A 24,817-nucleotide genomic window follows, 5' to 3' on the forward strand; every position below is an offset into this window, starting at 1 on the left:
TTTGGTATAATAATGCAAAAATTATAGAGGAAAATATGTTAGATAAAATAATATATCATTATTATAATAATAATTATCATAAATGTTTAGAATGTAGTGAAGCTTATTTAGAGCAAGATCCTAAAAATGCTTTAGAATATGCCATGATGGCTTCTTTTAAAATAGGCGATTATGTTAAAACTTTGCATTATGCAAAGCAAATTTTTAATTTATATCCTACTAGTTTTTATGGGCTAATGCTTGCAAAAGCTCTTTTGTCTAATGGAAATTTTAATGATGGTATTAGATTGCTAGAAGAACTTTTGCAAAGACAATGTTTTTTAAAAGATGAGCTTGGTTTGGAGCTTGCTTTTGCTTATCAAAGCATAGGACGCTTAGAAGAAGCAGAGAGATTATATAAAATTGCACTAGAAAAAGATTTGTATAATCTTGATTTATGGAAAAGTTATGCTGAGCTTTATTTTAAGACAAATTTTCAAAAGGCACTTGAAACACACAATGAACTATATGATTTTGCACAAATTATGATAGCAAAATTAGAAAGTGGAGAGCTAGTAGAAAATAATTTTACAAATAGCATTAACTTGCAAGATAGACTGCAAGAAAAAACTCAAGAAAATTTAACTGTAGTTAAAATTTATGAGTATTTAAATACGCAAATCCTACCACAAAAAGCATATTTGCTTTTTAAACTTTTAAGATTACAAGAATCATTAGAATTATTTGCGAGTTTATGTGAGTATAATCAAAATAATGCTCAGTTTTGGCAAAATTATGCAAAAGCACTAGAACTAAGTGCTAATTATCAAGGTGCTTATGATGCATACCAAAAAGCTTTGAGTTTGCATCCACATGCAACTTATCAGTTTGACTTGGCATATTTGCTAATGCGTATGGGAGAAAGTGATAATTTTGAAGAAGGTAAAAGGGTATATGAAAGTAGGCTTTTTTATGCTCATAATGAAACTTTTTCACCTTATCATTATAATAAAACCATACAAGCCTTTAATAAAGATGGAGTACAGGCTTTTAAAGATAAAGAAATTTTAGTTTTTTGTGAGCAAGGTTTTGGTGATACCATCATGTATGCTAGGTGTTTGGAAAAACTTTGTCAAATTGCCTCTAAAGTTTTATTTGCTCCGCAAAGCGCTATGTATGAAATGTTTAAAAATCAACTCAAAGAGCTTAATAAACAAAATAAATTTTTTTCTAATTTGAAAATTTTAAAAGATTTTCCAAGTGAGTTTGATTATGCTATGCCAATTTGCTCTTTACCTTTACTTTGTGATATTAAACTAGATGAAATTTCTAAATTGAGAACACCTATTATCGCTTTGGAAAAACCAAATAATAAAATTAAAAAAATAGGAATTTTTTGGTTTACCCCTAATGCCATGAATACTGATTTATTGAGAAATGTAGATTTTGTATTTTTGTATAATGCGTTAAAAGACTTATGTTGTGAGATTATTTCTTTTCAAGTAGAGGGAGTAAATAATATTAATCTACCTCAAGAAATTGAAAATAGGGGAGTAAAGCTAAAAAACTGGAATGATACTTTAGATAACTTAAAAGATATTGATTGTATTGTAAGTATAGATAGCGCTATTGCACATTTAGCCTTAGCTTTAGATATACCTACAATAGTGCTTTTAGCACCTAGGTTTGATTGGCGTTGGGGTAAATTTGAAAATCCTAAAAGTTATTTTTGGCCTAAAGCGAATTTACTTACTTTTTCTAATGAAGAAGAAACTAAAGATAAATTACAAAGCTTAATTAAAAAACAAATCAATGTTTGATAAATTATCAAACATTGAATCTAAAATGCATTACATCGCCATCTTGTACGATATAATCTTTCCCTTCAAGGCGTAGTTTTCCTGCTTCTTTAGCACCACTTTCGCCTTTGCAAGCGATATAGTCTTCATAAGAAATTACTTCAGCTTTGATAAAACCTTTTTCAAAATCATTATGGATCACACTTGCTGCTTTTGGTGCTTTCCAGCCTCTTTGTATAGTCCATGATCTAACTTCTACTTGTCCTGCTGTAAAATAGCTAATTAAATTAAGCTTTGAAAAGGCTGTGCGTATGACCACTTCAAGCCCACTACGCTCAACACCTAAAGATTTTAAAAATTCATAATTTTCTTCATCGCTTAAAGCTATCATTTCCTCTTCTATTTTAGAGCAAAGTTTGATAACTTCATGGCCTGATTTTGCGGCAAATTCTTTAAGATTTTTTACAAATTCATTATCTTCTAAAAGTGAATTCTCATCTACATTTGCCCCATATATCACTTCCTTAGCTGAAAGCAATCTTAGTTCTTTTATAAGAGCATGATAGACTTCATTTTTATTTGGAAATGAACTTGCACTATTGTTTTGATTTAAATGCTCTAAAAGCTCATTAGCTAAAGCTAAGCTTTCTTTTGCACCTTTTTCGTTAGCTTTTACGCCTTTAGTGAGTTTTTCTATTTTTTTACTAAGTTGTTCTATGTCTGCTAATATAAGCTCTGTTTCTATGATTTGTACATCACGCACAGGATCAACACTACCTGCAACATGGGTAATATTTTCATCATCAAAACAACGAACGATGTGTAAAATCATCTCTGTTTCACGTATGTTAGATAAAAATTTATTACCCAAGCCCTCGCCTTTGCTAGCTCCTGCTACTAAGCCTGCTATATCAACAAATTCTATATTTGAGCGTATGATTTTTTGTGGATTGACAATCTTTGCTAGCTCTTTTAAGCGATGATCAGGCACAGGCACTACTGCTTTGTTTGGTTCTATGGTGCAAAATGGATAATTTGCACTTTCAGCATTTTGTGCTCTTGTTAGTGCGTTAAAAGTGGTAGATTTTCCAACATTTGGAAGTCCTACTATACCAACTGATAAACTCATTTTTATTTCCTTGAAAGATAAAGTAAATATGAAAGGCACATTCTAACACCTGCTCCGGTTGCACCAAAGCTGTGATAACCCCAAGCTTTTTCTAAGTAAGCTGGCCCTGCGATGTCTAAATGTAGCCATTTGTCTTTGTATTCTTCTCTAATGAAAGCATTTAAAAATAACCCTGCAGTAATAGCCCCGCCATAACGACTTGAAGAGGTGTTGCTAACATCTGCTATATTTGATTTTATAAGCTCTTTTAAGTGTGGGTTAAAATGTAAAATAGTAGCTAAATCTCCACTTTTTTTACTTATTTTGAAAAAATCATTTTGCAAATCTTCATTATTTCCCATGATGGCACTTGTGTATTCTCCAAGTCCTACTACACAAGCTCCGGTTAGAGTAGCAAGATCTATTAATAAATCAGGTTTTAGATCTTGAGCAAGTGAAAGACAGTCTGCTAAAACTAATCTTCCTTCTGCGTCGGTATTTCTAACCTCTATACTCACACCTTCTCTTGAAATAAGCACATCATCAGGCTTGTAAGCATTTCCGCCTATCATGTTTTCGGTTGCACCGATGATAGAATGTACTTCTATATCAAGGTTTAACTCACTTGCACCTTTGATAATAGCCATCGCAGCTGCACCGCCGCTTTTATCAGATTTCATCGTTAGCATATAATCAGCAGGTTTTAAACTAAGCCCACCACTATCATAAGTTAGCCCTTTGCCTACAAACACTACTTTCATTTTTGGATTTTGTGGTTTATATGAAAGATGAATGAGTTTTGGAGGATGGATTGAAGCACGATTTACCGCTAAAAATGCTTGCATTTTTTCTTGTTCTAAGAAATCACTTTCATAAATTTTACATGAAATCTTACAATCATTTTGACTTAAACTAAGCGCGTCTTCGGCCATTTTTGCAGGAGTATAAAATTGAGGAATTTCATTTACGATATTTTTTGCAAAATCACAAGCATTTGAAAAAACCTGACCATAGTTTATACCTATACAAGCTTCTTCTAGGTTATATGTTTTGTCATTGATTTCATCTTTTGAGATGAAAATATTCTCTAACTTGCTTGGTGTTTTTTCTTTTTTGTATTTATCAAACTCATAAGCACCAAAAGTAAATCCTTGAATCATGGCATTAAAACTATTTACAACACATTTTCCTACGACACTTTTTGTTTTAACGCTTTTGATTTCAAGTTTTTTTAAAGCCTTGTAGGCATTTGCAAACGCAAGTCTTATGTCTTCATATTCTAAGCTTTTAAGTTCACTATAAAGAATTTTATTTTGCATATCTATGCAAATTCCTTCGCCTTTATAGTTTGAAAGTTTAAAGAGTTCTTGACTTTGAGTATATTTTTCTATCTTTTTATCTTGTATTAATATGATTTCAAAATCAGTATTGATAGATTCAATACTTTTTTCTTTAAAATTAAATGTCATTTATGTGTCCTTTTTCTAAGTATAGATTTTTCTATTTGTTTCATACCTAAAAACAAAGCAAGTAAAAAACCAGCAATAATAGGCACTGCAAAATACCAGTGGTCTCCAGCCCATTCTACAGCTAGCCAAATTTCTTTTCCAAAAAACCATGCTAGTAAAATGGTAATAGCGGCCCAAGCCCAAGCACTAATGAGATTAATAAATGCAAATTTTTTGGCACTATAACGTGTTAGTCCTATACTCATAGGTATAATAGTTCTAAAGCCGTACATATATCTTTGTATGAAAATAATAGGCCAGCCAAAACGTTGCAAGAGTAAATGCGCTATAGCAAATTTACGCCTTTGAGTGCGGAGTTTTTTCTGAATGTATTTTTTGTTATATCTTCCTATGTAAAAATATATTTGATCGCCTACAAAACCACCTAAACCTGCTATGAAGATTATAAGGCCTAAATTTACATGTCCTTCGTGTGCGAAGATACCTGCTAAAATAAGCGCAAGTTCTCCCTCAAGTATACACCATAAAAACACGATGATGTAAGCCCAGTTTTTATAATCATATAAAAGTTGTTTTAAAAATTCTTCCATTTTATACCTCTAAAACACTATAAACAGAAGTTAATTTAGCTAATTCTTTAGCCCCATCAAGATCTTTTAATTCTAGTAAAAAACAAGCTTCAACGCATTTTGCATTGAGTTTTTCTATGAGTTTAACAGCAGCGATAGCTGTGCCACCTGTGGCGATGAGATCATCTATAAGTAAAACATTTGTTTTTTGATTATTAAATGCATCGATATGAATTTCTATGGTATCGCTACCATATTCTAAACTATAAGATTCTTGCAAGCATTTTGAAGGTAATTTACCTGGTTTTCTAATAGGCACAAAAGGTAGTTTTAATCTAGCACTTAGCGCAGCTCCAAAAATAAAACCTCGACTTTCTATACCAACGATATAATCAAGTTTTGCGTTTTGATATTTTTCTACCAAGTGATCCATCAAAAATGCAAATGCTTCTTTGTTATTTAGCAAAGTAGTGATATCTCTAAAGATAATTCCTTCTTTTGGAAAATCCTTAATAGCTCTAATGCTATCTAATAAGTATTTTTTATCTTGTTCTTTCATCATAGTAATGCCTCGATTTTTGCTTCTAATTCTTTGATTCTTTGTCTTAATTTTTCATTTTCGATACGATATTGTGAATTTCTTGTTCTAAGAGAGGTTAGGTCTGCTTTGCTTTTGTTTAATTCCTCAGTTAAAATGTCAATATTACCCAAACTTCTTTGAAGCTGTACTTGTAATTTTCTAATGACTATTTCAGTATCATCAAGATTATTTTTTATGAATTCTTTTGCTACTTTTTCTTTATGAAGTAAGGTTTTATAATAAAGCAACATAATAGTCATATAAATACTAACACAAATTAATACAGTTAATACAAGCCAACTTAAAATCATAATTTTGCCTCTATTTTACTAATTCGCACGCAATGTCTTCCACCGCTAAAAGAAGTATTAATGAAATTTGAGATGATTTCAAAAGCCATATCTACTCCGGTTAGTCTAGCTCCTAAGGCTAAAACATTTGCATCGTTATGTTCTCTTGAGAGTCTAGCGCTTAAAGGTTCGTTACACAAAGCACAGCGTATATTTGTATGGCGATTTGCTGCTATACTCATACCAATACCTGATCCACACACTAAAATTCCAAAACTATTTTCATTAATTTTAGAGCTTAATAAATGTGCATAATCAGGATAATCACAACGATCCTCGCTAAAAGGACCTAAGTCTTCAAAGCCTATATTTTTTTCTTGTAAAAAATTAATAATTTCTTGCTTTAAAACAAAGCCAGCATGATCACTTGCTATGTAAATTTTTTCTCTTAACATTTAATAATCACTTATCATTTGAAATTTAAAGTATTAATTTTATCATATTTAATTAAAATTTTTCTTTCTTGTATATAATTATTTTTTAATATTTTCAAATATTTAATTTGATATAATAATACTAAACTTAAGGTAAAAAATGAAGCTTATTTTGATTGGTTCTTCAACGGGCGGTCCAAGCCAACTAAAGTTTTTATTTAATGATATAGAACTTAAAGATTGTGCGGTAGTGATTGCCCAACATATGAACCCAGCTTTTATTCCTTCTTTTGTAAATCAATTCAACAAAGAAGCAAAAAGTGATGTGATCATACCAAATGACAAAGAAGTTTTAAAAAATAAAATTTATATTTGTCAAAGAAATATGGTTTTAAGTGGAAATAATGCTTTGGTGTTAAATACTACAGAGCAAACAAGTAGTTTTAATCCAGGAATTGATGTTTTATTTCATTCAGCTGTAAATCTTTGCAAATATCATAAAATTTTAGCTTTGATTATGACAGGAATGGGTGATGATGGTGCTAAATCTTTATTTGAGCTTTATAAAGTTGGTGTGAGGTGTTTATGTGAAAATGAGGCAGATTCTATAGTATATGGAATGCCAAAAAAAGCTAGAGATACTAATCCAAATTTAAAACCTATGAGTTTAATAGAACTCAAAAAAGAAATAATAAATTTTATCAAATCATAGGATGGGAAGATGATAAAAATTACAGAAAATGAAATGAATGATTTTATAAAAATAGTAGAGCAAATAAGTGGAAATAATCTTAATACTAAAAAAGATATTTTATCTATAAAGCTACCTAAATTTTTACAAGAATTAGGTTTAAGCAGTCTTAGTGAATTAAATGAAAAAGTGCAGTTTCAAAGAAATTTAAAGCAAGAAACTATGGATTTTATCACAGTTTGTGAGACATATTTTTTTAGAGAATTAGAACAATTAAAAGATGTAATTTTTTATATAAAATCTCTTGATCGACCTGTAAATGTGCTTTGTGCCCCATGTTCAAGTGGTGAAGAAGTGTATTCTTTGGCTATTTTAGCAAGTGAGAATTTTGTTAAAGGTATGAATATAGTTGGTATAGATATTAATAAAAAAATGATAGATAAATGCAATGAAATGTTATATTCAGAGCGCTCAGTAGCTAGATTAAACACTATGCAAAAAACACGTTATTTTGATGTAAAAGATAGGATGTATCAGCTTAAAAAAGAAACTTTAGCTTGTAGATGTCGTTTTGAGCTTTGTAATGTTTTTGATGATTCTTTGTTTAAGCTTGGGAAATTTGATGTGATTTTTTCAAGAAATATGATGATATATTTTGATCAAGATTTCAAAATAAGACTAATGGAGCGTTTCCATAGGATATTAAATAGAGAGGGTAGAATATACCCAGGAAAATCAGATCTTGTACCTGAAACAGCGTATTTTGAAAAAAACTTTTCAGCGGGTGGGGTTTATTATTCTAAGGTGGATTAATTATATTTTTTATTAAACCACCACCAATAAATCGCCGCAAAGATAAAACATACTCCTAAGCCAAAAGTAAAATGGCTTAATTTTACTCCATAAAATTCAAATAAATATCCTGTTGAAAAAGCAATAATTGCACTAAAAGTTAAATACACCATATCATTATAGGCAATCACTCTACCATAATATCTTTTATCGCAATCATTTTGCAAAAGTGTGTAAGTATAGCTCCATAAAGATGAAGTACAAAAACCTGCCATTACTAAGCCTATAAAGGCAAGATAAAAGTTAAATTGCAAGCAAGCCCAAAGCATTATACCTATACCTTGCGCTAAGTATAAATATACTAAAGTGTTTTTATTAATATAAGGACTAAGTACATAAGGTCCTATGAGTAAAGATACGGCTCTTATAGCATTAGAAAGCCCTATGGCTAGAGGTATGGAAATAACTTTTGCGTATTCATATTCAGCCAAAAGAGTGATTAAAACATCATAAGCGGTTATCCCTACAACTCCATGAAGTAAAATTAAATGAATGATTTTTTTATTGTTAAATACATAAGCTAAACCTTCTTTGATTAATATAAAAAGATTGTTTTGTGTGGTATTTTTTTCATCAGGTAAGATTAAAGTTTTAAGTATAAGCATAGCACAAAATAGCATTAAAGTATCAGCTATGAAAGCTGGTTTTACTCCAAAAAGATCTATAAAAAGTCCTGCTGCGCCCATACCCAAAGCATATGATACAGCCCATATAATACTATGAAGCTCATTGCCTAGTTTTAATTCTTGTGGGGTTAAAATTTTAGGTAAAACTGACATTTCTGTTTGAAAATACATGCTTGCAACTGCCATACGCACAAAGGTTAAAAAGTATAAAAACCAAAGCATAGCTAAAGAATTTACAAAAATTAGCATAAAAATAGAAATCATCTCAATGCTAATCATTGTTAGCAATAAATTTTTAGGTTTAAATCTATCTACTATAACTCCATTTATAGGTGCAAGTATAATAGAAGGTAAAAAAACAAAAATAGCTGAAAAACCTATGATATTTGCGGGTGCTTGTAGCTCTTTGGTTAAGAGGGTAAAAACACCTACTTGAGAAAACCATGCACCAAAATAACTTATAAATTGTACCATTGCTAAAAGACGAAAAGTTTTATTGTTTTTAAGTAAAGACCTATAAGTCATGAGTATCCTATGAATATATGAAATTAAAGGGCTTAATTATATCGTTTTTAAGATTATTTTACATTTAAATGCTATAATAATTCTTTTTTATAAAAAAGGTTAATAATGAATAGATTAAGTAAAAATGAAGCATTAAATTTACTCCAAAATGCACCTTTATACGAATTAGGCGCAATGGCATATGAGAAAAAATTAGAGCTTCACCCTGAAAAAATAACTACTTTTGTGGTGGATAGAAATATAAATTATACAAATATTTGCTGTATTGATTGTGATTTTTGTGCTTTTTGTAGAAAAGAAAAAGATGATGATTCTTATATTTTAAAATACGAAGAAATAGGGCAAAAAATAGAAGAATTACAAGCCATAGGTGGAACGCAAATTTTATTTCAAGGTGGGGTGCACCCAAAACTTAAAATAGAATGGTATGAAGACTTACTTTCTTATATAAAAACTAATTATCCTACTATTACTGTGCATGGTTTTTCAGCAGTAGAGATAGCTTATATAGCAAGAGTTTCTAAAATTTCTATAGAAGAGGTTTTAAAAAGATTACAAGCTAAAGGACTTTTTTCTATACCTGGAGCGGGTGCTGAAGTATTAAGCGATAGGGTAAGAGATATCATCGCACCACATAAATGCGACACAGCTACTTGGCTTAGGGTGCATGAGAGTGCGCATAATATAGGTATGAAAAGTACTGCTACAATGATGTTTGGTACGGTTGAGAATGATGAGGAAATTATCGAACATTTTGATCATTTAAGAAATTTACAAGATAAAACAAATGGTTTTAGAGCTTTTATTTTATGGTCATTTCAAAGCGAAAATACTCCTTTGATTAAAAAACATCCTGAAATCATCAAGCAAAGCTCTAATAGATATTTAAGATTACTAGCTTTGGCAAGATTATATTTGGATAATTTTAAAAATTTACAAAGTTCATGGGTAACACAAGGCTCTTTAATAGGTCAACTTGCTTTAAAATTTGGTGCAAATGATTTAGGTTCAACTATGATGGAAGAAAATGTCGTAGCCGCAGCTGGTGCAAAATATAGAATGAATCAAGAACAAATGATAGAACTTATCAAAGATATAGGAGAATTACCTGCTAAACGCGATACAGCTTATAATATTTTAGAAAGGTTTTAATGCTAAATTTAGACTTTAATAATACTAAAATAGACATAATATATGAGTATGAAAACGAGCTTCCTGTGGTATTTTTTAAGCTCATTTTTAAAAATAGTGGAAAAATAGCAGAAAAACACAATAGAGGTTGTGCAAGTATGCTTGCTAGGCTTTTAAATGAAGGAAGTAATGATGAGTTTTTTAAAAGCTTAGAATACCGTGCTATAGAGCTTTATGCTAAGGCTAGTTTTGAGCATTTTCAAATTAGCATTAAATGCTTGAAAGAACATTTTGATTTTGCTTTAGAAAAATTACAAGAATTGTTTTTAAATGTGCGTTTTGATGAGAAAATCTTACAAAGATTAAAAACTTTAGCCTTAGGTGAGCTTGCAAGTTTAAATACTGATTATGATTATCAAGCAAAAAGACTTTTAAATAAAAATGTTTTCAAAGATGAAATTTTTGCTAGTGGTCTTGATGGGACTAAAGAAAGCATAGAAAAGATTAGCTTAAAAGAATTGCAAGATTTTATGAGTGAAAATTTAGTGCTTGATAATGCTTTATTTGTTTTTGGTGGAGATATTAAAGAAGACGAAGTGAAGGTCAAAACAGAAAAAATTTGCCAAATTCTAAAAAGAAATACCCCAAATCAAAACAAAAGTTACAAACTCATTGATGAAAGTATAGAAGTAAGTGAGCAAAAAAGTACCGAACAAGCTTATATATACTTTTGTTCTCCATTTAATATACAAATCAATAATGAAAAAATGTATTTAGCTAAACTTGCTTTATTTATCTTGGGTCAAGGTGGTTTTGGTTCGCGTTTGATGGAAGAAGTGCGTGTGAAAAGAGGCTTGGCGTATTCAGCATATGCTATGCTTGATGTAAATTTAAATTATAGTAGAGTTTTTGGGTATTTGCAAACTAAAAATGAAAGCTCTAATGAGGCTAAAACTTTAGTTAAGGAAGTTTTTGAAAACTTTGTCCAAAATGGAGTAAACGAGAAAGAATTTCAATTAGCTAAGCAATTTTTAGTAGGTTCTATGCCCTTAAGGTATGAAAGTTTGGCTAAAAGACTAGATATAATGCTAAATGAATATTTACATGGTTTAAAACTTGGAAATTTAAAAGAAGAAATGCAAAAGATCAAAAACACTACCTTAGATGAGCTAAATGACTTTATCAAAACACATAGTGAAATTACAAAAGTGAGTTTTGCAAGTATAGAAAATGAAAGTTGAAGAAAAGGATTTAAAACTACTTCATGCTTTAGGGGTTAAAAATTGTATTGATTTGGCTTTGATTTTGCCTAAAAAATTTGATGATTTTAGAATTTCAAAGTTTCCAAAAGATACATTTTGCACCCAAAATGTAAAAATTATCAGCACGCAAAATCATCACTCTCAGCTTTTTATACTTTGTGAATGTTTAGAATGGGGTATAAAAGCAAATATAGTGATTTTTCATCCTAATAAATGGCATTTTAAAATTTTTAAACATAATGCTTTAGTTTGTATTTATGCAAAGATGAATTTTTTTAATGGAATTTGGCAGTTTATAAACCCAAAAATAGTAAAAAATATAGGTCAAATAGTCCCTAAATACCAAATTAGCTCTATTAAAGATGAAAGCATAAAAAAACTTATCTTAAAATATGTCAATGAAACTAACTTAAAAGCATTAAATTTAGAACAAAAATACATTAATTTGCTTTTAAATTTACACAATTACGATGATTTGATTCTCTATGAAAATTTTAACACCATAGTTAAAGATTTAAAATATATAGAAATTTTTAATCATTTAAGGCGTTTAAAAGGTAAAAAAATATCACAAAATGCTTATAAAATAGAACTTTTCGATATAAGCTCTTGGCTTAATGGTTTGGAATTTAACCCTACAAATGATCAGCTTTTAGCGATAGAAGATATTAAAAAAGATTTGCAAAATAAAGTTGCTAAAAGGCGTGTGGTGATGGGCGATGTGGGTTGTGGTAAGACTTTGGTTATACTTGCTGCAAGTTTGCTAGTGTATCCTAAAAAGGCTATTTTAATGGCTCCAACTAGTATATTAGTAGAGCAAATTTATCATGAAGCAAAAAGACTTTTGCCTGATTTTGTTAATGTGCTGCTTTTAAAAGGTGGTAAAAAAGATAAAGATTTAGCGAAATTAAAAGAACAAGCTCATTTTATCATAGGTACACATGCACTCATTCATCAAGAAGAATTTGAAGCAGTTTTAGTGATGATAGACGAGCAACACCGCTTTGGCTCTAATCAAAGACAAAAAATAAGCGAGCTTAGTAAAAACTCTCAATATGCTCCACATATTGTGCAATTTTCTGCTACACCTATACCAAGAACACTTTCTATGATACAAAGTGAGCTTGTAAATTTTAGTTTTATTAAACAAATGCCCTTTAAAAAAGATATTAAGACTTTTTGCATACAAGATAAAGATTTTAAATATTTGCTTAAAAAAATTGATGATGAACTTGCCAAAAATCATCAAGTAATCATCATTTATCCTTTGGTAAATGAAAGTGAAAATATAGATTATTTATCACTAGAGCAAGCGCAAGGATATTGGATAAACAAATATAAAAATGTTTATGTAACCCATGGAAAAGATAAGAATAAAGATCAAATTTTACAAGAATTTAGAGAAAAAGGCACGATTTTACTTTCTACGACCGTGGTTGAAGTGGGGATTTCTTTGCCAAGACTTAGTGTGATTGTTATTGTTGGGGCTGAAAGACTTGGGCTTGCTACCTTACATCAGCTTCGAGGTAGGGTAGGTAGAGTAGGGCTTGAGAGCTTTTGTTATTTATATACTAAGCAAAAAGAAATTCCAAGTCGTTTGCTTGAATTTGCTAAAACTTTAGATGGATTTAAAATAGCTGAACTTGATTTAAAAAATAGATTAAGTGGGGATTTGCTAGATGGTAGAGTGCAACATGGCAATCATTTTAAATTCTTTGATTTTGCAGATGATGAAGAACTAGTTTTAAAAGCAAAAGAAAGTATCAAAAATATGGAAAAAGAAAATGGATAAACACTTTGAAATTTTAATTTCTAAAGGCAAGAAAAAACATTTTAACAAAGGGAATATTTTATTTTTTCAAGGTGAAAAGGCAAATAAAATTTATATTTTACTAAGTGGAAAAATGCGTATATATAAGGTGAATGCAAAAGGTTTTGAACTAACACTGCATACTTTAACTCCGGTAAATTTTATAGCCGAAATGCCTGTGTTTGAGGGTATTAATTACCCAGCTAATGCAATTTGTGAGCAAGATTGTGAAATTTGTGTTTTTGACTTTGATGAATTTAAAAAATTATGCTTGGAAAATGGAGAATTTAGCTTTTTACTTTTGACTTCTTTAATCGGCAAAATTCGAATTTTAGAAAATTTCATCAGACAAAAATCTTTGGATTTAAAGTCAAGATTAGTCAGCTTTTTACTAGAAAATGAAGAAAAATTACAAAATTTAAAGCAAAAAGAAATCGCTGTGATTTTAAATTTATCCCCAGAATCTTTGTCGCGTTTTTTAAAAGAATTAAAACAAAATGAGCTTATTTGCACAAATAAAGGTAAAATAGCAATTTTAAATAAAGAAAAAATGCAAAATTTAATTAAGTCTTTTTAAGTCTTATTTGTTACAATATTGTATTTAAAGTATGGAAGGTTTTATGGATTTTGATTTTTTAATCAAGTTTAGCCCTATGTTTATACAAGCTTCTTGGCTTACTTTAAAACTTGCTATTTATGGAGTATTTTTTTCATTTTTAGTAGGTTTATTTTGTGTGGGAGTAAGTTATTTTAAATTTTCTTTTTTAAATACAATCTGTAAAATTTATATAGAATTTTCAAGAAATACACCTTTATTAATTCAGCTTTTCTTTTTATATTATGCCTTGCCTGAGTTTGGGATACACCTTAGTTCTTTTGCTTGTGCTGTGATAGGACTTAGTTTTTTAGGCGGTTCTTATATGGCTGAGAGTTTAAGAGCAGGCATGGAAGCGGTGAAAAAACAACAATATGAATCAGGACTTTCTTTGGGTTTAAGTAAATGGCAAAATTTCCGTTATATTATCATGCCTCAAGCTTTGGGTATAGCTATGCCAAGCATTAGTGCAAATATCATTTTTTTACTCAAAGAAACTTCAGTAGTAAGCATTATTGCTTTAGCAGATTTAGTATATGTGGCTAAAGATCTTATAGGACTTTATTATAAAAGTAATGAAGCTTTATTTGCTTTGGTACTTTGTTATTTGATTTTGATTTTACCTTTATCTTTAGTGTTAAATCGTATAGAAAAAAGGTTAAATTATGTTTGAAATTTTAAATCAAGATACCTTTTTTAGACTAGCACAAGGTTTAAAGGTCACTTTAGAGCTTTCGTTAATTAGTGTTTTAATTTCACTCATAGGAGGAGTATTTTTTGGAATTTTAATGCATTCTAAAAATAAATTCCTTTATGCTTTTTGTCGTTTTATGCTTGAGTTTGTGCGTATTATGCCTTTGATTGTTTGGCTTTTTATAGTGCATTTTGGTTTGGCAAAATGGTTTGGATGGCATTTGAGTGCTTTAGGTTCTAGTATTATTGTTTTTAGTATTTGGGGTGTGTTTGAGATGATGGATTTGGTTAGATCATCTTTAGCAAGCATACCGAATCACCAGTATGAATCAGGATTTTCACTAGGTTTTAATAAATTTGAAGTTTATCTTTTTATCATTATGCCTTTATCTTTAAGAAGATTGTTACCAATGAGTATTAATCTTTTTACAAGAATTATTAAAAGTACTTCAGTGATTTATCTAATTGGCGGTATAGAGCTTATTAAGGTAAGTCAACAAGTGATTGAGCTTAATTTATTTCAAAATTCTTACGCAGCTTTTGTGATTTATGGTTTGATTTTATTGATTTATTTTATACTTTGCTATCCTTTGTCGGTATATTCAAAGTTTTTAGAGAAAAAATGGAGCTAATATGAGCATTTTAAAAATACAAAATTTACAAAAATATTATGATGATCATCATGTTTTAAAAGATATAAATTTAGAAGTAAATCAAAAAGAAGTAGTGGTTATACTAGGTCCAAGTGGCTGTGGGAAATCTACACTTTTAAGATGTATTAATGGTTTAGAAGAAATGGCTGATGGGGCTATTTTTGTAGATGATGAGAAAATTGATAAAAATTATAAAAAATGGACTCAAATTCGCCAAAAAATAGGTATGGTGTTTCAATCTTATGAGCTTTTTGATCATTTAAATGTGGAGCAAAATATACTTTTAGGACCTTTAAAGGTGCAAAAAAGAAAAAAAGAAGAGGTTTTAGAAGAAGCAAAATACTGGCTTGATAGAGTAGGGCTTTTGCATAAATTAAAAGCTTATCCTAAAGAGTTAAGTGGCGGACAAAAACAACGCATTGCTATAGTTAGAAGCCTTTGTATGAATCCTGAAATCATGCTTTTTGATGAAGTGACAGCAGCACTTGATCCTGAAATCGTACGTGAAGTTTTAGATGTGATTTTAAATTTGGCAAAAGATGGTATGACTATGCTTATAGTTACACATGAAATGGGTTTTGCTAGAGCAGTTGCTGATAAAATAGTTTTTATGGATGATGGAAAAATAGTAGAAATTTCAAAGCCTGATGAATTTTTTGAAAATCCAAAAACTGATCGTGTGAAGAAATTTCTCAATTTGTTTGATTTTCATCGTTAGTTTTTATTTTTTAAGAAATTTTTTAGAAAAATAATATAAAGTTTAAAAATAAAATTTTAATATAAGGATAAAAACATGAAAAAGATTTTTCTTTTGTCGTTTTTGATAGCACTTTTTTTTAGCGCATGCTCAAATTCAAATTCCAATGAAAACTCTATAGAGAAAATCAAACAACAAGGTGTTATCCGTATAGGTGTATTTGGCGATAAACCTCCATTTGGCTACCTAGATGCTCAAGGGAAAAATCAAGGCTATGATGTATATTTTGCTAAACGCATAGCAAAAGAGCTTTTAGGGAATGAGTCTAAAGTGCAATTTATTTTAGTCGAAGCAGCAAATAGGGTAGAGTTTTTAGAATCAAATAAAGTAGATTTAATCTTAGCTAATTTTACTAAAACTCCAGAAAGAGAAGCTGTGGTGGATTTTGCTTTGCCTTATATGAAAGTTGCTCTTGGTGTAGTGGCTCCTAAAGGATCAGATATTAAAACTTTAGATGATTTAAAAAGCAAAACTTTGATTTTAAATAAAGGTACAACAGCTGATGCGTATTTTACAAAAAATATGCCAGAAATTAAAACCATTAAATTTGATCAAAACACAGAAACTTTTGCAGCTTTAATCGGTAAAAGAGGCGATGCGCTAAGTCATGATAATGCTTTACTTTTTGCTTGGGCTAAAGAAAATCCAAGTTTTGAAGTGGTGATTAAAGAACTTGGAAATCATGATGTTATAGCTCCTGCTGTAAAAAAGGGCGATGAAGCTATGTTGAAATTTATCAATGATTTGACTATAAAATTACAAAATGAGCAATTTTTCCACAAGGCTTATGATGAAACCTTAAAGCCATTTTTTAGTGATGATGTAAAAGCTGATGATGTAGTAATCGAAGGTGGCAAAATTTAATAATGCAAAAAGCCTTTAAAAATACCATCTATGCTTCTTTAGGTGGTATTTTAGAATTTTATGATTTTGTTTTATTTATCTTCTTTGCAAGTGTTTTTGCAAAAATTTTCTTTCCTCAAAATGATGATTTTTGGTCATTAATCTATACCTATGTAGCCTTTGGAGCAGGGTATTTAGCTAGACCTTTTGGTGCTGTTGTTTTAGCACATTTTGCAGATATTAAAGGGCGTAAGAATGTTTTTTATATCAGTATGCTTTTAATGGTCGTGCCAAGTTTTATTTTGGCCTTTTTACCTACTTATGAAAGTATAGGACTTTTTGCTACTTTTATGCTTTTTATCATACGGATAGCTCAAGGACTAGCCATAGGAGCTGAAGTTAGTGGTGCTTGGATTTTTGTGAGTGAATTTGTGAGTAAAAAAATACTTGGCTTGGCACTTGGTTTTATTTCAGCGACTTTAACTTTAGGCTTATTGCTTGGAAATTTAGCGACTTTAAGTATATATGCGTATTTTAATAAAGAAGAAGTAGAAAGCTTTGCTTGGAGAATTCCTTTTTTTATAGGGGGATTTTTTGGCATATTAGCTTTATTTTTGCGTACAAAACTTAACGAAACACCAGCTTTTAAAAACATAAAAGAAAAAGAAAAAATTTTAAATTTTCCACTTTTGCAAGCTTTAAAAACACATAAGAAAAGTATGTTAATATGCGCTTTACTTACTGTGGTTTTAACAAGCGGGGTGGCTACTTTAATGATATTGCCACAATATTTTGAAAGCCTATTAGGAGTTAGCAAAACTACTGCTTTGACATATCAAAATTTGGCCATAGTGATGATCATACTAGGAAGTTTAGTGCAAGGTTATTTGGCTGATTTTTTAGGGCATTTTAAAATTTGTTTGATTTTTACTTTGCTTTTTGGAGTTTTTGGTATAAGTTTTAGTTTTTATAATGAGTGGTTTTTATCGTTTTATTTACTTGCTTGTTTTGCGCAAGGTATTATAACTTTTGCTCCTATTTTTATGACTCAAATTTTTACCACAGAGTTAAGATCAAGTGGTCTTTCTTTTGCTTATAATATCTCTTATGCGATTTTAGGTTTTTTAATACCCTTTATTGTTAATTTTATGTATGAGAAGTATTTTTATATTTATATTATTTTTATAGTGATTGCTAGTTTGTTAAGCATGTTTTTGATAAAAGTATTTTTAAAATAAAAACCAGTATTAAAAACTTTAAATTATAAACTATAACTTTGCTATAATTATATTTTATATTTTAGAGGTGTAAATGAATAAAATTTTATTACTAGCTGATGGGATTTTTGCTAAAGATTTTTTAAGGAAAATTCATAGCAATAAAACTTTTAAAGAGTCTTTGAGTGTTGTTTATTATAATGATGAAAGTGTGGATTTGGAGTTAGAAAATGAGCAAATATCTTTTTATAAATTTGATCCTACAAGTTTGGTTAAACTAGAAAATTTATTAAAGGAAGAATTCCATCAAGCTATCATCTATATGAAAGAAGAAGCAGATATGTTAGCTTGCTATAAAAATTTAAGAAAATTACACCCAAGATTAAACATAGTTATCATGGATTTGTGGAATAGTCAAATTGATGATAATTTTTGTGAAATGATTAATGTTTATGATACTTTAAACACGAGATTAACAGGTTGTTTAGATAATATGCCTTCTATGGCACAATTTATAGGGCTTGGGCAAGGTGAGATAATGGAGGTAAAAATTCCTGCAGGATCAAGCTTTGCTTATAGACATATAAGCTCTATTAGCCAAAAACGTTTTAAAATTGTAATGGTTTATAGAAATAATGAATTTATCCTAGCAAGACCCGGGCTTATTTTAATGCCAAATGATAGTATTTTAATCGTAGGCGATCCTAAAGTTTTACAAAGTGTTTTTACTAATGTTAAAACAAGCTTAGGACGCTTTCCATCACCTTTTGGTGATAATATACTTTGTATTATAGATATGAAAAAAATGAGTGAGTTTGCTATAGAAAAGCTTATTTTTGCAAGTTTACTTTTACATGCAAGGATTAATAGTAAAAAGCTTTATTTTAAAGTGATTAATCCTACTTTAACTCCTATGTATTATAAACTTAAAGCCTTGCATAAAAATAGTATTGAAGTGATATTTGACTATGAAAGTACAAATGTAAAAGACATTAAGCCTTTTGTAGAAAATACTAGCATAGGTTTACTTATAGTGGAAGATTATCTTTTTGAAAAAGAAAAAAGTTTTCTTTTTACTTTAAAAATTCCTGTGTTAAAAGCAGGTAAAGGGGATTTTGCGGATTTAAAATCTTCAGTAGTTTTAAGTTCAAATTTTGAAGATGTAGAGGGTATTGCTTCTATTATGCTTGATTTAAATAAGCAAATCCAACTAGGGCTTGCTTTGTATTATTATGATTTAAAACTAAATAAAGCTGAAATTTTTGAATACCACCAATATTTTGAAAGCCTTTCAAAACTCCATGATGAAAAATTACTTTTAATAGAAGAAAAAGAACATAATCCTATCAATAAATTTTCTTATAAACAAAATGTATTGCATTTTGTGCCATTTAATGAAAAAATTTTAGGAAGTAATTTCAATAAAATTTTAAAAACAGATTTAAATACGATATATTATAAGATGAGTAAAAATTATCAATTATTTATACCATCGCTGTGAGAAAACAATGCAAGTTAAGGTAAATTTAGAAAATAATACAAGTTATAATGTCTATATAAATGAGCTAGAAAAGTTAAATTTTGATACTAAAGTAGTGATTTTAACTAATGAATTAATAGCAAAGCTGCATTTAGATACGCTTTTGGAAAAAATTCAAGCTAAAGAGCTTTTTATCATAAAAATTAAAGATGGTGAAGAGTATAAAAATTTACAAACTATAGAATATATCTTAGATCAAATGTGTGCTTATAAGCTAGATAGAAAAAGCTTGCTTATAAGCTTTGGTGGCGGGGTTATCTCTGATATGGGTGGTTTTGTAGCAAGTATATATCAAAGAGGGATAGAATTTATCAATATTCCCACAACCTTACTAGCTTGTGTGGATGCAAGTGTGGGTGGTAAAACTGGAGTGAATAATAAATTTGGCAAAAACTTAATAGGCACTTTTTATCAGCCAAAAGCGGTGTATTGTGAAAGTAAGTTTTTAAAAACGTTGCCTTCAAGAGAACTAGCTGTGGGCATGGCTGAATTTATCAAAATGGCTGTGGTTTTTGATAAGGAAATTTTATCTTTTTTAGAAAATTTGAACGAGGATAAATTTTTAAATGCTAAATTAGATGATATTACCTTGGCTCAAATCATCAAAAAAAGCATAGAGCTTAAAGCTAGTGTGGTTTCACAAGATGAAAAAGAAAGCGGTTTAAGAATGCTTTTAAACTATGGGCACACTTTTGCTCATGTTATAGAAAATCAAACAAGGTATAAAAAATACTTACATGGTGAAGCTGTGTCTATAGGTATGAATATGGCAAATGTTTTAGCGTTAAATTTAGGATTATTAAATGAACAAGAATGCCAAAGAGTACAAAATTTACTTGTGAAATTTAAATTACCCATATCTTATAAAATTCCAAATACACAAGAGTTTTATAATGCCTTTTTTTTGGATAAAAAGACACATTTTCAAAAGATTAATTTCATTTTAGCTTGTGGTTTGGGAAAAGCTTGCATAAAAAATGATATAAACAAAGAAGATATTTTACGCGCTTTAGAGGTGTTTACATGAAAAAGATTTTTTTACTTTTATTTTTACCTTTTTTGATACTTTTAGCACAAGATGATATAGAGCATTTAGAGCAAAAACTCAATGAATTGCATAATAATTTAACATATAATACTTGGGTGATTAAATATAATAATTTTAATATTTACAGAAAAACTCAAAATGAAATTTTAGCTTTAGAAAAAGAAAGCTTAAAGGCCAATGAGCGTAATAAAAGCATTATAGAAAGGCAAATTTTAATCTTAAAAGAAAGATTAGAGCTTTTAAGTGAGTATAAAAGTGCAAATTTTTCTAAGATGGTTTTAGCGCCTGAAGAAGTTGATAAAATAGATAAACCAACTAATCCTTTAGCCATCATTTCAGCATACTCACACATAAAAAAACTAAGACGTGATAAAGAAGAATATGTTAATCTCTTAAATAGTTTTAAGCAAACTTTAGATGAGCTTATAAAAGAAAATGTTTTAGTGGCTGAGATAGCTAAATTAGCTCCTAGTAAAGAACATGATGAGTATTTAAAAATATCTAATCAAATGGTAAGAGATTTTTCACAAACCTTGCGTTTTGGAGAAATTTCTTATTCTGTGTATGAGAAAAAAATACAAGAAGAAATTGAAAAAACAACAGCTTCTGTTAAAATTCAAGGTGTAAGAGCTTTCAATATAGTTTTGGCTATTATTATCGTTGTAGCTATAGCATTTTTACTCAAATTTATAGCTAGAAAATATATAGGCGATAATGATCGCTTTTATACAGCAAATAAAATCATTAATTTTATTAATATCAATGTGATTATTTTGATTTTACTTTTTGGATATATTGAAAATATTAGCTATTTGGTTACTGTGCTTGGTTTTGCCTCTGCTGGTTTGGCTATTGCTATGAAAGATATGTTTATGTCTATGCTTGGCTGGTGTGTGATAGTTTTTGGTGGAAGTTTTAGAGTGGGCGATAGGGTTAGAGTTTTTCAAAACAATACGCATTATATTGGTGATATAATTGATATTTCGTTTTTAAGAATAACCTTATATGAAGATATTTCTTTGCTAACTTATACAGATAATCGAAGAAGTGGTAGGATAATTTTTATACCAAATAATTTTATATTTACCAATCTTATATCAAATTATACTCATCATGGTATGAAAACAGTTTGGGATGGACTTGATATTACTTTGACTTTTGATTCAAATCATCAAAAAGCCTTAGAAATAGTGGAAGAAATCGTTATAAAATCTTCTAAAGGTTATACAAAAATTGCAAAAGAATCTATGAGTAAATTAAGAAATGAATACAGCATTAGAAATCCTAAAGTAGAGCCTAGGTTTTTTACATTTTTAGAAGGTTATGGCATGAGAATTTCTGCTTGGTATATGACAAATTCTTATGCGGCTTTGATTTTAAGAAGTAATATAAGCAAAGAAATCATTAATGAATTTAATAAACATGATGATATAAAAATAGCTTATCCATCGCAAAATTTATATATGGCAAAACATGAATTTATAGAAAATAAGGAAGATATTTGAAAAAAAAGGTATATTTTAAAACTTTTGGTTGTAGAACTAATATTTATGATACGCAATTATTAAAAACTTATATTAAAGATCATATTGTTACACAAAATGAGCAAGAAGCTGATGTGATAGTGATAAATTCTTGCACGGTTACAAATGGTGCTGATAGCGGGCTTAGAAGCTATATTAATGGTGTAAAGAAAAATGGAGTTAAGGTTATACTTACAGGCTGTGGTGCTGTAAGCAAGGGAAAGGATTTTTTTGATAAAAAAGAAATTTTTGGAGTTTTAGGGGCTTCTAATAAAGATAAAATCAATGAGCTAATCTCGCAAGATAAAGCCTTTTATGAGCTTGGAAATTTACGCTTTATTGATACAAAAATCGTAAGTAATTATGAAAATCACACTAAAGCTTTTGTAAAAATTCAAGAAGGATGTGACTTTGCTTGTAGCTATTGCATAATCCCAAGTGTTAGAGGTAAATCAAGAAGTATGCCAAGTGAGGAAATAATAAAACAAATCAAACTTCTTGCACAAAATGGTTATAGTGAAGTAGTTTTAACGGGTACGAATATAGGAAGTTATGGTTTAAAAGATAAAACTACACTTGGAAAATTATTACAAGAAATAGGCAAGGTTAATGGTATAAAAAGAGTAAGACTTGGGAGTTTGGAGCCTGCTCAAATTGATGAGAGTTTTAAAGAAATTTTAGATGAGCCTTGGCTTGAAAAGCATTTGCATATTGCCCTACAACATACCCATGAAAAAATGCTACGCATAATGCGTAGAAGATCGCATACGCAAAATGATTTAGCACTGTTTAATGAGTTAAGTCAAAAAGGTTTTGCTTTAGGAACAGACTTTATCGTAGCACACCCTGGAGAAAGTGAGTTGATATGGCAAGAAGCTTTAGAAAATTTTAAGCAATTTAAACTTACGCATATCCATGCTTTTATTTTCTCACCGCGTGATGGAACGCATTCTGCTTCTATGAGTGAGCGAATCAATGGTGATATAGCCAAAGAAAGATTAAATATTTTAAAAGATATAGTTGCGCAAAATAATTATGAGTTTAGAAAAAATCAAAAAGATGTTTTAGAAATTTTAGTTGAGAGTAAAAAAGATGGTTTTTATGAAGGCTATGATCAATTTTTTAATAAAATCAAAATTACAAGTAAAGAAGACATTGCTAAACAATGGATAAATATTGAAAAATATGAATGCAAAGAAGATTGTAACTATGTAAGGTTAGAGGATGAAAAATAAAAAGATTATCTTAGCTTCATTTTTATTGCTTTGTGTTTTTGTAATAGTTGCGTTTATAAAAAATCAACCTGATTATATTAGCAAGGCTGCTTATGAAGAGCTTTTAGAGCAAAATTTAATCCAAAAAGCCATAGTAGAAAATAATGAAATATTATTAAAAAGCAAAGAAGGAAATTTTTTAATTGCTAAAGATGTAGTGGATTTAAATGCTTTGTGGCAAAAAATTCCTTTAGAATATGCTAAAGATTATAATTTAAGTGAGTTTTTTTTGATATTTATTTTGCTTGCTTTTCTTGTAAGTTTTTTACTCTTTCTTAGTAAAAAAAATAAAGATAGACAAAATTTACTTTCTTTAGAAAAAAACATTTTAGAAAAAAATGAACAAAATAACACTATACAAGATGTAGTAAGTGAGGTTAAATTCAAAGATGTAGCAGGGGTTGGTGAGGCTAAGGTAGAGCTTTTAGAAATTGTTGATTTTTTAAAAAATCCTCAAAAATACAAAGATTTTGGCGTGAAAATGCCAAAAGGCGTTTTACTAGTAGGGCCTCCTGGAGTGGGAAAAACTTTGATAGCAAAAGCAGTAGCAGGTGAGGCTGGGGTACCATTTTTTTATCAAAGTGGGGCTAGTTTTGTAGAAATTTATGTAGGTATGGGCGCAAAAAGAGTTAGAGAGCTTTTTTTAAAAGCTAAATCAAAAGCTCCAAGTATCATTTTTATAGATGAAATTGATGCAGTTGGTAAAAGTAGGGGGGATTTTTCTAATGTAGAAAGAGACAATACGCTAAATCAACTTTTAACTCAAATGGATGGATTTGAAGATAATAGTGGTGTTATAGTGATGGCCGCTACAAATAAAATCGATCTTATGGATAATGCGCTATTAAGGTCAGGTCGTTTTGATAGAAGAATTTTTATATCTTTGCCTGATTTTAAAGATAGAATGCATATTTTGCAAAATTATATGAAAGAAAAAAAATCTAGTGTAGATTTAGAAAAAATTGCAAAAGCTAGTGTGGGTTTTAGTGGAGCAGCTTTAGAGACTTTAGTTAATGAAGCGGCTATTAATGCTATAAGAAGAAAATCAGATTTAATAGAAGAAAATGATTTTTTTGCAGTGCTTAATAAAGTTTTAATGGGTAAAAAAAAGATTTTTTCTCTAAGTGATAAGGAAAGAAAAATTCAAGCCACATACCAAGCGGCTAAAGCCTTGTGTGCTTTTTATTTTGATGTTAAATTTGAAAAAATTACCTTAATTGAAGATAGATTTAAAGAGTATGAAAATACTATCAAATCAAAATCAGAATTATTAAATAAAATAAAAGTTTTTCTAGCAGGCTCGGTTGCTATGGAGCTTATTTTTAATGAAAGCTATACTAATGCACAAAGCGATCTTTTAAAGGTTAAAGAATTACTTACTTTCATGGAAACTTTTGCTATGGCAAATGAGGGTTTATTACAAGAGCAAAAGCAAGAAGTGAAAGAATTTTTAGAATTAATGAAAGAAAAAGTAGTGAGATTGGCTGGTATTCTTTTGGAAAATGAAAAAATAGAAAAACAAGATGTAGAAAAAATCATAATGGAGTAA

At 29.4% G+C, this 24,817-nt stretch carries 24 protein-coding genes; 17 read left to right on the forward strand and 7 right to left on the reverse strand.

Annotated features, from left to right (window positions below; genetic code table 11):
- Window positions 1-35 precede the first annotated feature (35 nt).
- Window positions 36-1,799 carry a tetratricopeptide repeat protein gene (locus CAMP18498_RS00810; RefSeq protein ID WP_337197020.1) on the forward strand — a complete coding sequence of 588 codons (1,764 nt, stop codon included), beginning with the start codon at window positions 36-38 and terminating at the stop codon, window positions 1,797-1,799.
- A gap of 7 nt (window positions 1,800-1,806) precedes the next feature.
- Here CAMP18498_RS00810 and ychF read toward each other — a convergent pair whose 3' ends face one another.
- Genes ychF through rpiB form a run of 6 tightly spaced genes read right to left on the reverse strand, consistent with a single transcriptional unit; the run spans window position 1,807 to window position 6,249 of the window.
- Window positions 1,807-2,907, reverse strand: coding sequence for a redox-regulated ATPase YchF (ychF, locus tag CAMP18498_RS00815; protein ID WP_337196823.1), 1,101 nt, complete (start codon window positions 2,905-2,907; stop codon window positions 1,807-1,809).
- 2 nt (window positions 2,908-2,909) lie between these two features.
- The gene (locus tag CAMP18498_RS00820) at window positions 2,910-4,355 is read right to left on the reverse strand and encodes a leucyl aminopeptidase (protein WP_337196825.1); all 1,446 of its coding nucleotides are present in this window, start codon (window positions 4,353-4,355) and stop codon (window positions 2,910-2,912) included.
- Window positions 4,352-4,945, reverse strand: a complete 594-nt coding sequence (locus CAMP18498_RS00825; protein WP_039618134.1) for a DedA family protein — start codon at window positions 4,943-4,945, stop codon at window positions 4,352-4,354. The genes CAMP18498_RS00820 and CAMP18498_RS00825 overlap by 4 nt, the downstream gene beginning before the upstream one ends.
- Window position 4,946: 1 nt before the next feature.
- Window positions 4,947-5,483, reverse strand: a complete 537-nt coding sequence (gene apt / locus CAMP18498_RS00830; protein WP_337197022.1) for an adenine phosphoribosyltransferase — start codon at window positions 5,481-5,483, stop codon at window positions 4,947-4,949.
- Window positions 5,483-5,815 carry a hypothetical protein gene (locus CAMP18498_RS00835; protein ID WP_039618138.1) on the reverse strand — a complete coding sequence of 111 codons (333 nt, stop codon included), beginning with the start codon at window positions 5,813-5,815 and terminating at the stop codon, window positions 5,483-5,485. The genes apt and CAMP18498_RS00835 overlap by 1 nt, the downstream gene beginning before the upstream one ends.
- Complete coding sequence (gene rpiB, locus CAMP18498_RS00840; RefSeq protein ID WP_337196826.1) at window positions 5,812-6,249, reverse strand: ribose 5-phosphate isomerase B; 438 nt, start codon at window positions 6,247-6,249, stop codon at window positions 5,812-5,814. The genes CAMP18498_RS00835 and rpiB overlap by 4 nt, the downstream gene beginning before the upstream one ends.
- A 139-nt stretch (window positions 6,250-6,388) precedes the next feature.
- On the opposite strand from rpiB, the gene CAMP18498_RS00845 reads away from it, so the two are divergent.
- Both CAMP18498_RS00845 and CAMP18498_RS00850 read left to right on the forward strand, forming a co-directional pair.
- Window positions 6,389-6,940, forward strand: coding sequence for a CheB methylesterase domain-containing protein (locus CAMP18498_RS00845; protein ID WP_337196827.1), 552 nt, complete (start codon window positions 6,389-6,391; stop codon window positions 6,938-6,940).
- A gap of 9 nt (window positions 6,941-6,949) precedes the next feature.
- The gene (locus tag CAMP18498_RS00850; protein ID WP_263664281.1) at window positions 6,950-7,732 is read left to right on the forward strand and encodes a CheR family methyltransferase; all 783 of its coding nucleotides are present in this window, start codon (window positions 6,950-6,952) and stop codon (window positions 7,730-7,732) included.
- Here CAMP18498_RS00850 and CAMP18498_RS00855 read toward each other — a convergent pair.
- Entirely contained in the window at window positions 7,729-8,922 is a 1,194-nt protein-coding gene (locus tag CAMP18498_RS00855; protein ID WP_337196828.1) for an MFS transporter, read from the reverse strand. The genes CAMP18498_RS00850 and CAMP18498_RS00855 overlap by 4 nt on opposite strands.
- Window positions 8,923-9,027: 105 nt before the next feature.
- Between CAMP18498_RS00855 and CAMP18498_RS00860 the strand changes: the two genes are divergently transcribed.
- The 14 genes from CAMP18498_RS00860 to CAMP18498_RS00925 all read left to right on the forward strand — a co-directional run bounded on the left by CAMP18498_RS00860 (window position 9,028) and on the right by CAMP18498_RS00925 (window position 24,817).
- Entirely contained in the window at window positions 9,028-10,074 is a 1,047-nt protein-coding gene (locus CAMP18498_RS00860; protein ID WP_263737132.1) for a dehypoxanthine futalosine cyclase, read from the forward strand.
- Entirely contained in the window at window positions 10,074-11,294 is a 1,221-nt protein-coding gene (locus CAMP18498_RS00865) for a M16 family metallopeptidase (protein WP_337196831.1), read from the forward strand. The genes CAMP18498_RS00860 and CAMP18498_RS00865 overlap by 1 nt, the downstream gene beginning before the upstream one ends.
- Complete coding sequence (recG, locus tag CAMP18498_RS00870) at window positions 11,284-13,107, forward strand: ATP-dependent DNA helicase RecG (protein WP_337196832.1); 1,824 nt, start codon at window positions 11,284-11,286, stop codon at window positions 13,105-13,107. Before CAMP18498_RS00865 ends, recG begins: the two co-directional genes overlap by 11 nt.
- Entirely contained in the window at window positions 13,100-13,702 is a 603-nt protein-coding gene (locus tag CAMP18498_RS00875) for a Crp/Fnr family transcriptional regulator (protein ID WP_337196833.1), read from the forward strand. Before recG ends, CAMP18498_RS00875 begins: the two co-directional genes overlap by 8 nt.
- 43 nt (window positions 13,703-13,745) lie before the next feature.
- Window positions 13,746-14,393, forward strand: coding sequence for an amino acid ABC transporter permease (locus CAMP18498_RS00880; RefSeq protein ID WP_039618152.1), 648 nt, complete (start codon window positions 13,746-13,748; stop codon window positions 14,391-14,393).
- Window positions 14,386-15,045, forward strand: a complete 660-nt coding sequence (locus CAMP18498_RS00885) for an amino acid ABC transporter permease (protein WP_337196835.1) — start codon at window positions 14,386-14,388, stop codon at window positions 15,043-15,045. Before CAMP18498_RS00880 ends, CAMP18498_RS00885 begins: the two co-directional genes overlap by 8 nt.
- Window position 15,046: 1 nt before the next feature.
- The gene (locus CAMP18498_RS00890) at window positions 15,047-15,784 is read left to right on the forward strand and encodes an amino acid ABC transporter ATP-binding protein (RefSeq protein WP_337196836.1); all 738 of its coding nucleotides are present in this window, start codon (window positions 15,047-15,049) and stop codon (window positions 15,782-15,784) included.
- A gap of 75 nt (window positions 15,785-15,859) precedes the next feature.
- Window positions 15,860-16,687, forward strand: coding sequence for a cysteine ABC transporter substrate-binding protein (locus CAMP18498_RS00895; protein WP_337196837.1), 828 nt, complete (start codon window positions 15,860-15,862; stop codon window positions 16,685-16,687).
- 2 nt (window positions 16,688-16,689) lie between these two features.
- The gene (locus CAMP18498_RS00900; protein ID WP_337196838.1) at window positions 16,690-17,904 is read left to right on the forward strand and encodes an MFS transporter; all 1,215 of its coding nucleotides are present in this window, start codon (window positions 16,690-16,692) and stop codon (window positions 17,902-17,904) included.
- Between the two features lie 73 nt (window positions 17,905-17,977).
- Complete coding sequence (locus tag CAMP18498_RS00905) at window positions 17,978-19,384, forward strand: COG3400 family protein (protein ID WP_337196839.1); 1,407 nt, start codon at window positions 17,978-17,980, stop codon at window positions 19,382-19,384.
- Window positions 19,385-19,391: 7 nt separating this feature from the next.
- The gene (gene aroB, locus CAMP18498_RS00910; RefSeq protein ID WP_337196841.1) at window positions 19,392-20,450 is read left to right on the forward strand and encodes a 3-dehydroquinate synthase; all 1,059 of its coding nucleotides are present in this window, start codon (window positions 19,392-19,394) and stop codon (window positions 20,448-20,450) included.
- On the forward strand, window positions 20,447-21,976 hold the full coding sequence (locus tag CAMP18498_RS00915; RefSeq protein WP_337196843.1) for a mechanosensitive ion channel family protein: 1,530 nt from the start codon (window positions 20,447-20,449) through the stop codon (window positions 21,974-21,976). Before aroB ends, CAMP18498_RS00915 begins: the two co-directional genes overlap by 4 nt.
- The gene (gene mtaB / locus CAMP18498_RS00920) at window positions 21,973-23,229 is read left to right on the forward strand and encodes a tRNA (N(6)-L-threonylcarbamoyladenosine(37)-C(2))-methylthiotransferase MtaB (RefSeq protein ID WP_337196845.1); all 1,257 of its coding nucleotides are present in this window, start codon (window positions 21,973-21,975) and stop codon (window positions 23,227-23,229) included. The genes CAMP18498_RS00915 and mtaB overlap by 4 nt, the downstream gene beginning before the upstream one ends.
- Window positions 23,219-24,817, forward strand: a complete 1,599-nt coding sequence (locus CAMP18498_RS00925; RefSeq protein WP_337196846.1) for an AAA family ATPase — start codon at window positions 23,219-23,221, stop codon at window positions 24,815-24,817. The genes mtaB and CAMP18498_RS00925 overlap by 11 nt, the downstream gene beginning before the upstream one ends.

Source organism: Campylobacter sp. W0066.2, from assembly GCF_024723515.1.
Lineage (GTDB): Bacteria > Campylobacterota > Campylobacteria > Campylobacterales > Campylobacteraceae > Campylobacter_D.